At 70.7% G+C, this 12,433-nt stretch carries 12 protein-coding genes; 4 read left to right on the top strand and 8 right to left on the bottom strand.

What is annotated here, in order from left to right; genetic code table 11:
• Positions 1-3: 3 nt before the first annotated feature.
• From ACFYR3_RS36975 to ACFYR3_RS36940, 8 genes are all read right to left on the bottom strand, one after another.
• Entirely contained in the window at positions 4-1,353 is a 1,350-nt protein-coding gene (locus ACFYR3_RS36975) for an ABC transporter substrate-binding protein (RefSeq protein WP_389286365.1), read from the bottom strand.
• Between the two features lie 312 nt (positions 1,354-1,665).
• Positions 1,666-2,664: a LacI family DNA-binding transcriptional regulator gene (locus ACFYR3_RS36970; RefSeq protein ID WP_355854679.1), complete on the bottom strand. Its 999-nt coding sequence runs from the start codon at positions 2,662-2,664 to the stop codon at positions 1,666-1,668.
• 77 nt (positions 2,665-2,741) lie between these two features.
• On the bottom strand, positions 2,742-3,431 hold the full coding sequence (locus ACFYR3_RS36965; protein ID WP_355854699.1) for a GntR family transcriptional regulator: 690 nt from the start codon (positions 3,429-3,431) through the stop codon (positions 2,742-2,744).
• A 116-nt stretch (positions 3,432-3,547) separates the two neighbouring features.
• Positions 3,548-4,549: a proline racemase family protein gene (locus ACFYR3_RS36960; protein ID WP_355854676.1), complete on the bottom strand. Its 1,002-nt coding sequence runs from the start codon at positions 4,547-4,549 to the stop codon at positions 3,548-3,550.
• 71 nt (positions 4,550-4,620) lie between these two features.
• Entirely contained in the window at positions 4,621-5,520 is a 900-nt protein-coding gene (locus ACFYR3_RS36955; protein ID WP_355854673.1) for a dihydrodipicolinate synthase family protein, read from the bottom strand.
• A gap of 68 nt (positions 5,521-5,588) precedes the next feature.
• A complete protein-coding gene (locus ACFYR3_RS36950) occupies positions 5,589-7,172 on the bottom strand; it encodes an FAD-dependent oxidoreductase (protein WP_389286362.1) in 1,584 nt (527 codons plus the stop codon).
• A complete protein-coding gene (locus tag ACFYR3_RS36945) occupies positions 7,165-7,464 on the bottom strand; it encodes a (2Fe-2S)-binding protein (RefSeq protein ID WP_355854667.1) in 300 nt (99 codons plus the stop codon). The genes ACFYR3_RS36950 and ACFYR3_RS36945 overlap by 8 nt, the downstream gene beginning before the upstream one ends.
• Entirely contained in the window at positions 7,461-8,612 is a 1,152-nt protein-coding gene (locus ACFYR3_RS36940) for an FAD-binding oxidoreductase (protein WP_355854664.1), read from the bottom strand. The genes ACFYR3_RS36945 and ACFYR3_RS36940 overlap by 4 nt, the downstream gene beginning before the upstream one ends.
• Before the next feature lie 371 nt (positions 8,613-8,983).
• On the opposite strand from ACFYR3_RS36940, the gene ACFYR3_RS36935 reads away from it, so the two are divergent.
• From ACFYR3_RS36935 to ACFYR3_RS36920, 4 genes are all read left to right on the top strand, one after another.
• Positions 8,984-9,502 carry a toxin-antitoxin system HicB family antitoxin gene (locus ACFYR3_RS36935; protein ID WP_355854661.1) on the top strand — a complete coding sequence of 173 codons (519 nt, stop codon included), beginning with the start codon at positions 8,984-8,986 and terminating at the stop codon, positions 9,500-9,502.
• A gap of 82 nt (positions 9,503-9,584) precedes the next feature.
• Complete coding sequence (locus ACFYR3_RS36930; protein ID WP_355854658.1) at positions 9,585-10,427, top strand: DUF4097 family beta strand repeat-containing protein; 843 nt, start codon at positions 9,585-9,587, stop codon at positions 10,425-10,427.
• 111 nt (positions 10,428-10,538) lie between these two features.
• Complete coding sequence (locus ACFYR3_RS36925; RefSeq protein WP_389286359.1) at positions 10,539-11,558, top strand: ATP-binding cassette domain-containing protein; 1,020 nt, start codon at positions 10,539-10,541, stop codon at positions 11,556-11,558.
• A complete protein-coding gene (locus ACFYR3_RS36920) occupies positions 11,555-12,337 on the top strand; it encodes an ABC transporter permease (RefSeq protein ID WP_389286357.1) in 783 nt (260 codons plus the stop codon). Before ACFYR3_RS36925 ends, ACFYR3_RS36920 begins: the two co-directional genes overlap by 4 nt.
• Positions 12,338-12,433: the final 96 nt, after the last annotated feature.

Here is a 12,433-nt window from a genome sequence, read left to right as displayed (position 1 = left end):
GTGTCAGCCTCGGGCCAGGATGGAGTCGATCTTGCCGGAGGCGTCCTTGAGGAGCTGGTCGATGTCGGCGTCCTTCTTGGTGAGGACCGCGGACACCGCGGCGTCGAGGACGGAGTAGATCTGCTGGGCCTGCGGGGGCTCGATCTTCATCTGCAGGCTCTGGTTGCCGTCGAGGAAGGCCTGGTAGTTGTCCACGGGCACATTGGCGTTGGCCTTCTTGACCTGCTGGTCCTTGGCGTCCGCGGCGCCGGTGAACAGACGCGGCTCGGGCAGGCCGACCGGGGCGTTGTTCTGCTTGGCGCGGGCGTAGTCACCGAGGAAGCCGGATCCGGGCGTCAGGAACATGTGGTCGAGCCACTTGAGGCCGGCCTTGATCTGCTCCGGGGTGTCCTTCTTGTTGAACATGTAGCCGTCGCCGCCGATGAGCGTGCCCTTTCCGCCGGGCATGGGCGCGAGGGCGAGGTCGTTGTAGTTGCCGCCCTTCTCCTTGACGAGGATCGGGATGTTGTCGGGCGCGGAGAGGTACATGCCGAGCTTGCCGGAGCCCATCATCTGCTGGACGTCGTTGATGACCAGCAGTTGCTTGCTGCCCATGGAGTTGTCGCCCCAGCGCATGTCCTTGAGGTTCTGCAGGACCGCCTTGCCCTCGGGGGTGTCGACGGTCGCCTTCTTGCCGTCCTCGGAGACGACGTTCCCGCCCTGCGAGTAGACCTCGGCGGTGAAGTGCCAACCGCCCTGGTTCTGGGCGCTGTAGTCGGCGTAACCGACCGTGCCCTTGCCGAGCGCGGCGATCTTCTTGGCGTCCGCGCGCAGCTCGTCCCAGGTGGCCGGGGGCTTGTTCGGGTCGAGGCCGGCCTGCTGGAAGAGCTTCTTGTTGTAGATGAGGCCCATCGAGTAGCCGGTGCGGGGGACGCCGTAGATCTTGCCGTCCACGGTGTAGATGTCGCGCAGTTGCTGCTGGATGGTGCCGTAGCTCTTGAGGTCCTTGACGTAACTCGTGATGTCGGCGGCCTGGTTGACGTCGACGACGTGCTTGGCGTCGGTGAAGTACGTGTAGAACACGTCCTCCATCTGACCGCCGGCGAGCTTGGCGTCGAAGGTCTTGGGGTCCTGACACGGGAACGCGTCGTGCATGGCGACGTCGATGCCCGGGTTGGCCTTCTCGAACGCCTTGGTGTCGGCGTCGAAGAACGAGCGGTCGACCTTGGCGCTCTTCGGCGGCTCGCAGTTGACCGTGATGCGGGTCTTTCCATTGGCCGCGTCGTCTCCGCTCGAACCGCAGGCGGCGGCGGTGAGCGCGACGGAGGACGCCATGAGCGTGACGAAGGTACGGCGGAACCCGGTACTTCTCATTGGTGGACCCCTTCGGGCTGGAGCGAGGAAGGCCCACGGCGGGCGTGCCGCCGTGTTCTGGCGCCGCACACTCAAGCACCGCCGACATCTGTCCGCAAGATGTCGCGCAGAATCTGTAATTATTTGACAGCGATTGGGGGTGTCGTGGCAGGTGGTTGCAGACTCCGACAACCGGTCTCGGCCGCCGACGTCGCTCGCGGGTGCCTCAACCGCGCACCTCGGGCCCGGCCCCTATCTGGGCACCTGGGCACCTGGGCACCTGGGCACCTGGGCACCTGGGCACCTGGGCACCTGGGCACCTGGGCCAAGCATTCAGCCGCGGGGCGCCTGCGCGGTCGACCCGCGCACCACCAACTCCGGTTCGAACAACAGCTCTTCGGCGGTCACACTGCTGCCGCCGATCTGCGCGCTCAGCAGTTCCACCGCGGCACGCCCCATGGCCTCGATCGGCTGGCGGACCGTGGTCAGCGGGGGTTCGGTGCAGTTCATGAACGCCGAGTCGTCGTACCCGACGACGGAGATCTCGCCGGGGACGCTGAGCCCCTTGCGGCGAGCGGCCCGAACGGCACCGAGCGCGAGCGGGTCGCTGGCGCAGATGATGCCGGTGACCCCCTGGTCGAGCAGCCGGGTGGCCGCGGCCTGACCGCCCTCCAGCGAGAACATCGCCCGCGCCACGTACTCGTCGGGGAGCCCCGGTGAAAGGGCGCGGGCCGCCGCGAGCTTGCGGCCCGAGGGCATGTGATCGCCGGGGCCGAGGACGAGCCCGATCCGCTCGTGGCCGAGCGAGGCGAGATGACGCCAGGCCTGCTCGACGGCGACGGCGTCGTCGCAGGAGACGCACGGGAAGCCGAGGTGCTCGATGGCCGCATTGACCAGCACCACCGGAATTTTGCGGTCCGCGAGCTGGCGGTAGTGGTCGTGCGGCGCGTCGGCCTGCGCGTACAGACCGCCGGCGAACACCACGCCGGAGACCTGCTGCTGGAGCAGCAACTCCACATAGTCGGCCTCGGAGACGCCGCCCTTGGTCTGGGTGCACAGCACGGGAGTGAGGCCGAGCTGGGCGAGCGCCCCGCCGATCACTTCGGCGAAGGCCGGGAAGATCGGGTTCTGCAGCTCGGGAAGGACGAGGCCGACGAGCCGCGCGCGTTCGCCGCGCAGCTGGGTCGGCCGCTCGTAGCCGAGGACGTCGAGGGCGGAGAGGACCGCCTGCCTGGTGGAGTCGGAGACTCCGGGCTTGCCGTTGAGCACCCGGCTGACCGTGGCCTCGCTGACCCCGACCTTCTTCGCCACCTGAGCAAGTCGTCGCGTCATACACGCAAGAATAGCGCAAGAAATGCAAGCTGCTTGCGTAAAAGTTCGGCCACTTCACGCTCGCGCCGCCGGATCCCTCAGGGCGCCGCCCACAATCCGCGGACATGGCCCAGGTGGCGCGTCATCACCGCGTGCACGGCGCGCTCGTCGCGCTCCAGGAGGGCGTCGAGCAGTTCCAGGTGCTCCCTGGCCGAGGCCTCCAGGCGGCCCGCCTCGGCCAGGGCTTCGAGCCCGTACAGGCGCGAGCGCTTGCGCAGGTCGCCGACGACCTCGACCAGATGGGAGTTGCCGGCGAGGGCCAGCAGGCCGAGGTGGAAGCGGATGTCCGCCTCCACGTAGGCGATGAGGTCACCGGCGGCCGCCGCGGTCACGATCTCCCGGGCGGCCGGACGCAGCGCCTCCAGCGAGACGGGGTCCGCCGTGGTGGCCAGCCGCACGACGGTGGGGATCTCGATGAGCGAGCGGATGTGCGTGTACTCGTCGAGTTGCTTCTCGGAGACCGCCGTGACGCGGAACCCCTTGTTGGGGACCGTGTCGACCAGCCCCTCCTTGGCCAGGTCGAGCATGGCCTCGCGGACCGGAGTCGCCGAGACACCGAAACGGGCCGCCAGCGTGGGCGCCGAGTAGACCTCGCCGGGCCGCAGTTCGCCCGCGATCAGCGCGGCACGCAGTGCGTCGGCCACGCGCTCGCGAAAGCTGCTCCGCCTGCCGCCCAGCGTGGGCAGGTCGGGAGCGGCAGAGGGTGCGCTGCTGCGCCGGTCGGCCATCGGGGTCTCCTCGTACGGGTCGTACGGACCGGTGCGTCGTCGTCCCGCCGCACCGGTCTTGTGCCATATCACGTGTTACTCGGACTACCAGTATCTACGTCCCGGACCTGGGCCGCTCACAGGACGAAACCGGCCGGGAACGGGTCCGAGGGGTCGAGCAGGTACTGGGCCGTCCCCGTGATCCAGGCGCGTCCCGTGAAGCTGGGCAGCACGGCGGGCATTCCGGCGACCTCGGTGGTGCCCAGCAGCCGCCCGGTGAACCGGGTCCCGATGAGGGACTCGTTCACGAACTCGGTTTCCAGCGGGAGTTCACCACGGGCGTGCAGCTGGGCCATGCGCGCGCTCGTGCCCGTACCGCAGGGTGAGCGGTCGAACCAGCCGGGGTGGATCGCCATCGCGTGCCGCGAGAAGCGGGCCGTCGCCCCGGGCGCGTACAGATGGACGTGGTGGCAGCCGCGGATGGACGGGTCCTCGGGGTGCACGGGCTCGCCCCCGGCGTTGACCGCGTCCATCAGCGCCAGTCCCGCCGCGAGGATCTCGTCCTTGTGGGAGCGGTCGAAGGGCAGGCCGAACTGTTCCAGCGGCAGGATCGCGTAGAAGTTCCCGCCGTAGGCCAGGTCGTACGTCACCGTGCGCCCGTCGGCGAGCGTGGCCTCGCGGTCGAGGCCGACGGCGAAGGACGGCACGTTCTTGAGCGTGACCGCCTTGGCCGCGCCGTCCTCGACGGCGACCTCGGCGACGACGAGACCCGCCGGGGTGTCGAGCCGGATCGTGGTCACGGGCTCGACGACCTCGACCATGCCGGTCTCCACCAGCACCGTCGCGACGCCGATCGTGCCGTGGCCGCACATCGGCAGATAGCCCGACACCTCGATGTAGATGACGCCGTAGTCGCAGTCCGGGCGGGTGGGCGGCTGGAGGATGGCACCGCTCATGGCCGCGTGGCCGCGTGGCTCGTTCATCAGGAGCTGCTTGATGTCGTCGCGGTGGTCGCGGAAGTACAGCCGCCGCTCGTTCATCGTCGCGCCCGGGACCGTGCCGATCCCGCCGGTGATCACCCGGGTGGGCATGCCCTCGGTGTGCGAGTCGACGGCGTGCAGGACGAGTTTGCTGCGCATGGAACTCCTGGGTGGTGTCGGGGGTCGGCAGGCGGGGTCGGCAGCGGTACGGAGATCGGTGACGGCTCGGCTCAGGCGAGACCGGCGGCGACGGCCCCGTCCGTGGCCAGGCGTACGGCGGCCTCCTGCTCGGGAAGCAGCGGGACGCGCGGCGGCCGGACCGGACCTCCGTGGCGGCCCACGATGTCCATGGACAGCTTGATGGCCTGGACGAACTCGACCTGGGAGTCCCAGCGCAGCAGCGGGTGCAGCCGGCGGTAGAGCTTGCCCGCCGTGTCGAGGTCACCGGCGATCGCCGCGCGGTAGAGCTCGACGCTCGCGCGGGGCAGTGCGTTCGGGTAGCCGGCCACCCAGCCCTTGGCGCCCGCGACGGCGAGTTCGAGAAGGACGTCGTCGGCGCCGATCAACAGGTCCAGTTCCGGGGCGAGTTCGGCGATGCGGTAGGCGCGGCGCACATCGCCCGAGAATTCCTTGACACCCTGGATGAAACCGGCGGCGTGCAGCTTCGCCAGGAGTTCGGGCACCAGGTCGACCTTGGTGTCGATCGGGTTGTTGTACGCGACGACCGGGACGCCCGCCCGGGAGACCACTTCGTAGTGGGCGAGGACGGAACGCTCGTCCGCGCGGTAGGAGTTGGGCGGCAGCAGCATCACGGCTCCGCAGCCCGCGTCCCTCGCCTGTTCGGCCCAACGGCGGGCCTCGGCGGAGCCGTACGCGGCTACGCCGGGCATCACCCGGGACCCGCCGATCGCGGCGACGGCGGTGTCGACGACCTTGGCGCGCTCCTCGGGCGTGAGCACCTGGTACTCGCCGAGTGAACCGTTCGGTACGACGCCGTCGCAGCCGTTCTCGACGAGCCAGGCACAGTGCTCGGCGTACCGGTCGTAGTCCACGGAGAGGTCGTCGTTCAGCGGGAGCGCGGTGGCGACGAGGACTCCGCGCCAGGGACGGCTGTCCGGGGTGACGGTCATGAGGTACATCCCCTCTCAATAGGGTGTGACATTTGACTGGCGCCCGCGTCGAGGCGGGTGGACGCGGGTCACCGCCGGACGGGAGGTGAGCCCTCGCCCGGTGTTCGGTCGTCGTCCGTGCCGGCGCGGGCGAGCACGCCGAGTGGTACGGGGCGTGCCAACAGCCTTCGTGCGGGCGTCTGTTCGCAGCCGGCGAGTCCGGCGACCGCGGGTTCGCACATCCGGCCCTGGCACCACCCCATCCCGGCGCGGGTGAGCAGTTTGACCGTCCGTACGTCGCCCGCCCCGAGGTCGGCGACGGCCTCGCGGATGCGGCCACCCGTGACCTCCTCGCAGCGGCACACGACGGTGTCGTCGGTCACCTGGTCCGCCCAGTGCGCGGGCGGCGCGTACACCGCGTCGAGCGCGGCGGAGAACGACCGCATTCTCGTACGGGACTTGACGGCTCGGGCGGCCGCGCGCGGGTCGGGTTCGGCGCCGGAGAGGCGGGCGGCGATCGACCGGCCCGCGAGGTGTCCCTCGGCCAGGGAGAGCGCGGCGCCGCCGATGCCGGTGGTCTCACCCGCGGCCCAGACGCCGGGCACGTCGGTGCGCTGCTCGTCGTCCACGGCGACCTTCGCCCCGTCGACGCGGCAGCCGAGCGCTTCGGCGAGATCGGTGTGCGGGATCATCCCGTGGCCGACGGCGAGCGTGTCGCAGGGGATGCGGCGCCCGGATCCGGGCCGCACCCGACCGCCGGGGTCGAGCGCCGCGACGGTGACGGCTTCGAGCCGCTCCTCGCCATGGGCTTCGACGACGGTGTGCAGAGCCATGAACGGCACGCGGTGGCGCAGGAGTTGTGCTGCGTAGCGGGCTCCCTCGACGAGCTTGCCGGGCTGAGCCGCCAGCGCGCCTGCCCCGCGGATGAAACCTCTCGGGTCGACGGACTCCACCAGCGCGGCGACCTCGACCCCGGCGGCGGCCAGTCCGGTCGCCACGGGCAGCAGCAGCGGTCCGGTTCCCGCGACGACGGCCGTCCGACCCGGCACGACGAGACCGCCCTTGAGCATGGCCTGGGCTCCGCCCGCGGTCACGACTCCGGGCAGGGTCCAGCCGGGGAAGGGCAGCACTTTCTCGTATCCACCGGTGGCAAGGAGCACGGCGTCCGCGCGCACGGCGACGGAGCGCTCCTGGAGGGGGCCGAGGAGGGCGTGGACGGTGAATCCGGGCCGTGTGACGGGGACGGTGTCCGCGCGCTCGGCGGAGGTGCCGTGACGGGTGGCCCCGGGCCCGGCCTCAACCTCCTCACCGTCACCGTCACGAGCGCCGGCACTGGCACGAGCGCCAGCACCGGCACCGGCACTGGCACCGGCGAACGTCGCTTCGGTCCGTTCGACCAGCCACACATGATGGTCCGTCAAGTGCTCGACGGTGCCCGCTTCCAAGTGTTCGGCGAGCCCCCGTTCCAGCCGTTCCCATGTGTGCCACTGGTGGTGCAGTGCCCGGGGCCGCCGGGCGCCGAGACCGCTCACGGGCCGGCGGTAGAACTGTCCGCCCGCCGCCGCGGCCGAGTCGATCAGTGTCACGTGGATGCCGCGTGCCGCCGCGGCGAGGGACGCGGCGAGACCGGCCGGGCCCGCGCCGATCACCGCGAGGTGGCGTCCGTCAGTCATCGTGGCCGGTGCCTTCCTGGGTGCGGATCCTGTCGCCCGGCGCCAACGGCACCAGGCAGGCCCGCTGGTTGGGGCGGTCGTTGACGGTGACGAGACAGTCGAAGCAGACGCCGATGCCGCAGAAGACACCGCGAGGCCGGCCCGCGTCACGGGTCGTGCGCCAGGAGGTGACTCCTTCGGCCCACAGCGCGGCGGCGACGGTCCGCCCGGGCAGCACTTCGATGTCCCGGCCGTCGAGGGTGACGGTGAACGCGGGGCCGGGCTCGGCCCGTACGAGGTCCAGGGGATTCACGCGGCCTCCTCGGAGAAGCGGTCGGGCCGGAACGGCGCGAGGTCGAGGTCGGGTGTCCGGCCCGCCAGGACCTGCGCGATGAGGTGTCCGGTCCCGGTGGACAGTCCGATGCCCGCCCCCTCGTGCCCGCAGGCGTGGAAGAGACCGGGCGCCCGGGGGTCGGGGCCGATGGCGGGCAGATGGTCGGGCAGGTAGGGCCGGAACCCTAGGTAGGTCCGCAGGGCGCGCACCTGCGACAGGAAGGGAAAGAGCCGCGTGGCGCCGGCGGCCAGTTCCCGTACGACGGGCAGCGAGAACGACCGGTCGAAGCCGACCCGTTCCCTGCTCGCGCCGATCAGGATCGGGCCGGCCGCGGTCCCCTCGACCACCGGCGACGTCTGGAGGGCGGCCGAATCACTGGCGACGTCGGCGACGTAGTCCGCGGCGTACACCTTGTGGCGCACCCGGCGCGGCAGCGGCTCGGTGACGAGGACGAATCCGCGTCGCGGCAGGACGGGGAGGGTGACACCTGCGAGGGAGGCCACCCCGGCCCCCCAGGTGCCGGCCGCGTTGACGACGGCGGGTGCCCGCAGATCGCCCCTGTCGGTGCGCACACCGCGGACCGAGCCGTCCCTCGCTCGCAGCACTTCGGTCACGGTGCGCCCGGTCAGCAGCCGCGCCCCCGAGGCCCGTAGAAGATGCGCGGCGGCCAGGGCGGGCATCACCTGGGTGTCCTGCGGATAGTGGACGGCCCCCGCGAGCCCCGGAGCCAAGTACGGTTCCAGGTCGTGCAGTTGATCGGCGGCGACCGGTTCGGCCAGGACACCGGCCGCCCGCTGGCCCGCCGCGAAGGACTCCAGCGCGGCCAGGCCCTCGGGCGTGGAGGCCACGACGACGCCGCCCTTGGCCTCGTACTCGATCGCCTCCGCGTGTTCCTCGGCGAGGTCGGCCCACAGACGCCCGGAGAGCAGGGCGAGACCGAGTTCGGGTCCGGGTTCCTTGTCGGAGACGAGCAGATTTCCCTCACCCGCGCCGGTCGTACCGCCGGCCACCGGGCCGCGGTCCACCACGGCGACGTCGAGGCCCGCGCGAGCCGCGTACAGGGCGCAGGCGGCGCCCACCATTCCGGCTCCGACGACTACTACATCGCAAGCAAAAGGCTGGCTCACATCAGTACTATGTCACACATCACCCTCCGGCGACCCGAAGACGCGGAAGAGCGCCAGGAGCGGCGGCATCGACCCTGCGGCGCGCCGCGAGGCCGGGACCGAGCACCCCCTCGCGACGCACACGGCAGCACGTGGCGCCACATGACACCGGATGACACCAGATGACGCCCCCTTGGCGCCATCCGGTGTCACATGGCGCCACCCGGCGCCATTTCGTGCCCCCGGATGGCGTACGGACACCCAGGGCGCCACTGTGACTCAGGTTGACTCACCAGCATTTCAGCAGGTCAGAGCTGCCGCCTTCAAAACCGCCCCACCCAAAGCGCCATCTGGACTTGCGGATGGCGCCAGACTGGTGCCACCATGACGTCATGGACCTCACTCCGTATGTCGACACCTTGCGCCGCGAACTCGCGGTGGCCGCCGAAGCCGGCGGAGAAGAAGCCCGTGAGCTGGCCGAGCGGCTCACCGCTCCCCTGGAGTCGGCGACGCGTCTGACCATGCTCAATGTGCTCTCCGCCGCGATGGACGAGATCACCCGCGAACTCGCCCCCGGCTCGGTCGACGTACGGCTGCGCGGGCTGGACCCCGACTTCGTGGTGACGCTGCCGCCGTCTTACGGCACCCCCTCGCAAGCGGCCGAGGCGCCCGTCGAACCCTTCAGGGCGCAGGCACCCGCGGAAGGCGACGCGGGCGGCACCGCCCGCGTCAATCTGCGCCTGCCGGCCCACCTCAAGGCACGCGCCGAGGAGGCCGCGAACCATGAAGGCCTGTCGGTCAACGCGTGGCTGGTGCGGGCCGTGTCGGCCGCGGTCGACGGCGGCACGCGGCCGCGCACGACGGAGAAGGCCCGCACGATGGGACAGAGCTTCACGGGCTGGGTGCGCTAGCCGCGCCCGCACCCGGACCACTTCACCCACACCGAGCCCCACCTGCGGGGACGGCTCAAGGACTCACGAGGACGGTACAGCCATGCCTTCTTTCGACACTCCCGAACCGATCTCGGTCACCGCCAACGTGACCGCCGGTTCCATCCGGTTCACCGCGGGCGACCGCCCCGACACGGTCGTCGAGGTGCGGCCCCTCGACCCGAAGAAGGACAGGGACGTACGGGCCGCCGAGCAGACCGAGGTCGCGTACGCGAGCGGCGTCCTGACGGTCAGGACGAAGCAACGCCACCTGGTCGGTTCCAGCGGCGCCGTCGATGTGACGGTCGGCCTGCCCACGGGCTCGCAGGTCGACATGACCTGCTCCTGGACCCAGGTGCTCGCCGAGGGCCGGCTCGGCGAGGTCTCCCTGAAGACCTCGGCCGGCGACGTCCGCCTCGACACGACCGGCCCGCTGAAGCTGACCTCGTCGCACGGCTTGATCACCGTGGACCGGATCGAGGGCATGGCCGAGATCACCAGCAGCACCGGCAACGTGCGCGTCGGCACGGTCGACGGGCCCGCCGTCCTGAAGAACTCGCACGGCGCCACGACCGTCGGCACCGTGACCGGCGAGCTGCGGGTGAGCGGCGCCAACGGCGGCGTCGACATCGCGCGCGCCGGGGCATCGGTCACCGGAACCACGACCAACGGGCATCTTCGTTTCGCCGAAGTCAGCGGCGGCGAGATCCAGTTGGAGACCTCCAACGGCTCGATCGAGGTCGGCATCCGTGCGGGCACCGCCGCCTGGCTCGACGTCAGTTCCAACCGCGGGCAGGTACGCAACATGGTCGCCGCGTCCGAGGCCCCGGAGCGGACCGAGGGGACCGTCACGGTCCGCGCACGGAGCAATTGGGGGAACATCGACATCCTCCGCGCCAAGTCCTGAGCCCTCTCGTCCCCGCGCCGCCACCGTTCCCGCTCCCGCCTTCTCTCTTCCGGCCCCCTTCCCTGTCTCTTCGGGCCCCTCATTCACCCATCCTCCGAACGGGAGAGCTCCATGCCTTCCTCTGTCATGCCCATGCCCAGGCAGGGCGACGATCCGCACCCGCCCGCCGCCGTCTCCACCATCGGTCTGCGCAAGTCGTACGGCGACAAGACCGTGCTCGACGGAATCGATCTGCGCATCCCGGCCGGCTCCGTGTTCGCGCTGCTCGGGCCCAACGGCGCCGGCAAGACCACCACCGTGCAGATTCTGTCGACGCTCATCGCCGCCGACGGTGGGCAGGCCCAGGTCGCGGGCCACGACGTCGCCACCTCACCGGACGGGGTACGCGCCGCGATCGGCGTCACCGGGCAGTTCTCCGCGCTCGACGACCTGCTCACCGCCGAGGAGAACCTGCTCCTCATGGCCGACCTGCTGCGCCTCGGCAAGCGCGAAGGACGCTCCCGTACCAAGGAGTTGCTTCAGCGGTTCGACATCGCGGATGTCGCGGGCAAGCGGGCCGCGACCTTCTCCGGCGGTATGCGGCGCCGGCTCGACCTCGCCATGACGCTGGTCGGCGACCCCCAGGTGATCTTCCTCGACGAGCCGACCACGGGCCTCGACCCACGCAGCCGCCGCACCATGTGGGACACGGTGCGCTCGCTGGTCGCGGGCGGCACCACCGTCTTCCTCACCACGCAATACCTGGAAGAGGCGGACCAGTTGGCCGACCGGATCGCCGTGCTCGACGGCGGCCGGATCGTCGCCGAGGGCACCGCCGACGAGCTCAAGGCGCAGATCCCCGGCAGTCACGTACGGCTGCGGTTCACCGAGCCCGCCGAGTACGAGCGCGCGGCCGACGCCTTCCCCGGCGCCGCCCGCGACGACGAGGACCTCGCGCTGCGCGTGGCCGGTGACGGCGGTCTCGACGCGCTGCGCGCCCTGCTCGACCGCCTCGACGCCGCCGACGTCAGGGCAGCCGACTTCTCCGTGCACACCCCCGACCTCGACGACGTGTTCCTCGCCCTGACCGGCGACGGCGCCACCAGGTCCGGCACCGGCACCCCGCTTCACGTCAAGGAGACCCTGCGATGAGCACCCTCACCTACGCCGTGCACGACTCGATGACGATGCTGCGGCGCAACCTCAAGCACGCGCTCCGCTATCCGAGCGTGTCGCTCGGCGCCGCCATGATGCCGATCCTGATGCTGTCGCTGTTCGTGTACGCCTTCGGGGACTCGATCGGCGCCGGAATGGGCGGCGGCCGGGACGCCTACCTGGAGTATCTGACGCCCGGCATCATCATCATGGGAGTGGCGGCCGGGGCGATGTCGACCTCGATCGCGGTCTGCTCCGACATGACCGAGGGCATCATCAACCGCTTCCGCACCATGAACATCACCCGTTCGTCGTTCATGACGGGCCATGTCGTCGGCAGCGTCATCCAGACGATGGTGAGCATCGTCCTGGTCGTGGGGTTCGCGCTCGCCGTCGGTTTCCGCTCGGACGCGAGCCCGCTCGAGTGGCTGGCCGCCGCGGGCCTGCTCGCGGCCATCGCGTTCGCGGTGACCTGGCTGTCGGCGGCGCTCGGCCTGATCTCCAAGACCGTCGAGTCCGCGAGCAACAAGCCGCTGCTGGTCCAGTTCCTGCCGTTCCTCGGCTCCGCGTTCGTGCCGGCCAACTCGATGTCTCCGGGCCTGCGCTGGTTCGCCGAGAACCAGCCCTTCACGCCCATGACGGAGACGCTGCGCGGCCTGCTCTCCGGCTCGGCGATCGGCGACAACGGCTGGATCTCGCTCGCCTGGTGCGCCGGCATCAGCCTGGTCGGCTATGTCTGGTCGCGCTCGCTGTTCAACAGCACCACCAAACGCTGAGAGTAGGGTCGGGGACTGGCGCGGTGGCTGATGCTCCGTTTCCAGTCCCCGCCGCTTCAAACCGTGCATGCAGTTCTCCCGCACACGGCTTTCCGA

The organism is Streptomyces sp. NPDC005784 (assembly GCF_042871525.1).
GTDB lineage: Bacteria > Actinomycetota > Actinomycetes > Streptomycetales > Streptomycetaceae > Streptomyces.
This window is presented reverse-complemented; position numbering and strand designations above follow the sequence as displayed.

Bases quoted from the DNA above. Each gene is read 5' to 3' on its own strand.
- ACFYR3_RS36935 (WP_355854661.1), top strand. From the start codon at position 8,984: ATGGACCTCACTCCGTATGTCGACACCTTGCGCCGCGAACTCGCGGTG.
- ACFYR3_RS36955 (WP_355854673.1), bottom strand. From the start codon at position 5,520: ATGACCGTCACCCCGGACAGCCGTCCCTGGCGCGGAGTCCTCGTCGCC.
- ACFYR3_RS36950 (WP_389286362.1), bottom strand. From the start codon at position 7,172: ATGACTGACGGACGCCACCTCGCGGTGATCGGCGCGGGCCCGGCCGGT.
- ACFYR3_RS36975 (WP_389286365.1), bottom strand. From the start codon at position 1,353: ATGAGAAGTACCGGGTTCCGCCGTACCTTCGTCACGCTCATGGCGTCC.
- ACFYR3_RS36965 (WP_355854699.1), bottom strand. From the start codon at position 3,431: ATGGCCGACCGGCGCAGCAGCGCACCCTCTGCCGCTCCCGACCTGCCC.
- ACFYR3_RS36960 (WP_355854676.1), bottom strand. From the start codon at position 4,549: ATGCGCAGCAAACTCGTCCTGCACGCCGTCGACTCGCACACCGAGGGC.
- ACFYR3_RS36970 (WP_355854679.1), bottom strand. From the start codon at position 2,664: ATGACGCGACGACTTGCTCAGGTGGCGAAGAAGGTCGGGGTCAGCGAG.
- ACFYR3_RS36925 (WP_389286359.1), top strand. From the start codon at position 10,539: ATGCCTTCCTCTGTCATGCCCATGCCCAGGCAGGGCGACGATCCGCAC.
- ACFYR3_RS36930 (WP_355854658.1), top strand. From the start codon at position 9,585: ATGCCTTCTTTCGACACTCCCGAACCGATCTCGGTCACCGCCAACGTG.
- ACFYR3_RS36920 (WP_389286357.1), top strand. From the start codon at position 11,555: ATGAGCACCCTCACCTACGCCGTGCACGACTCGATGACGATGCTGCGG.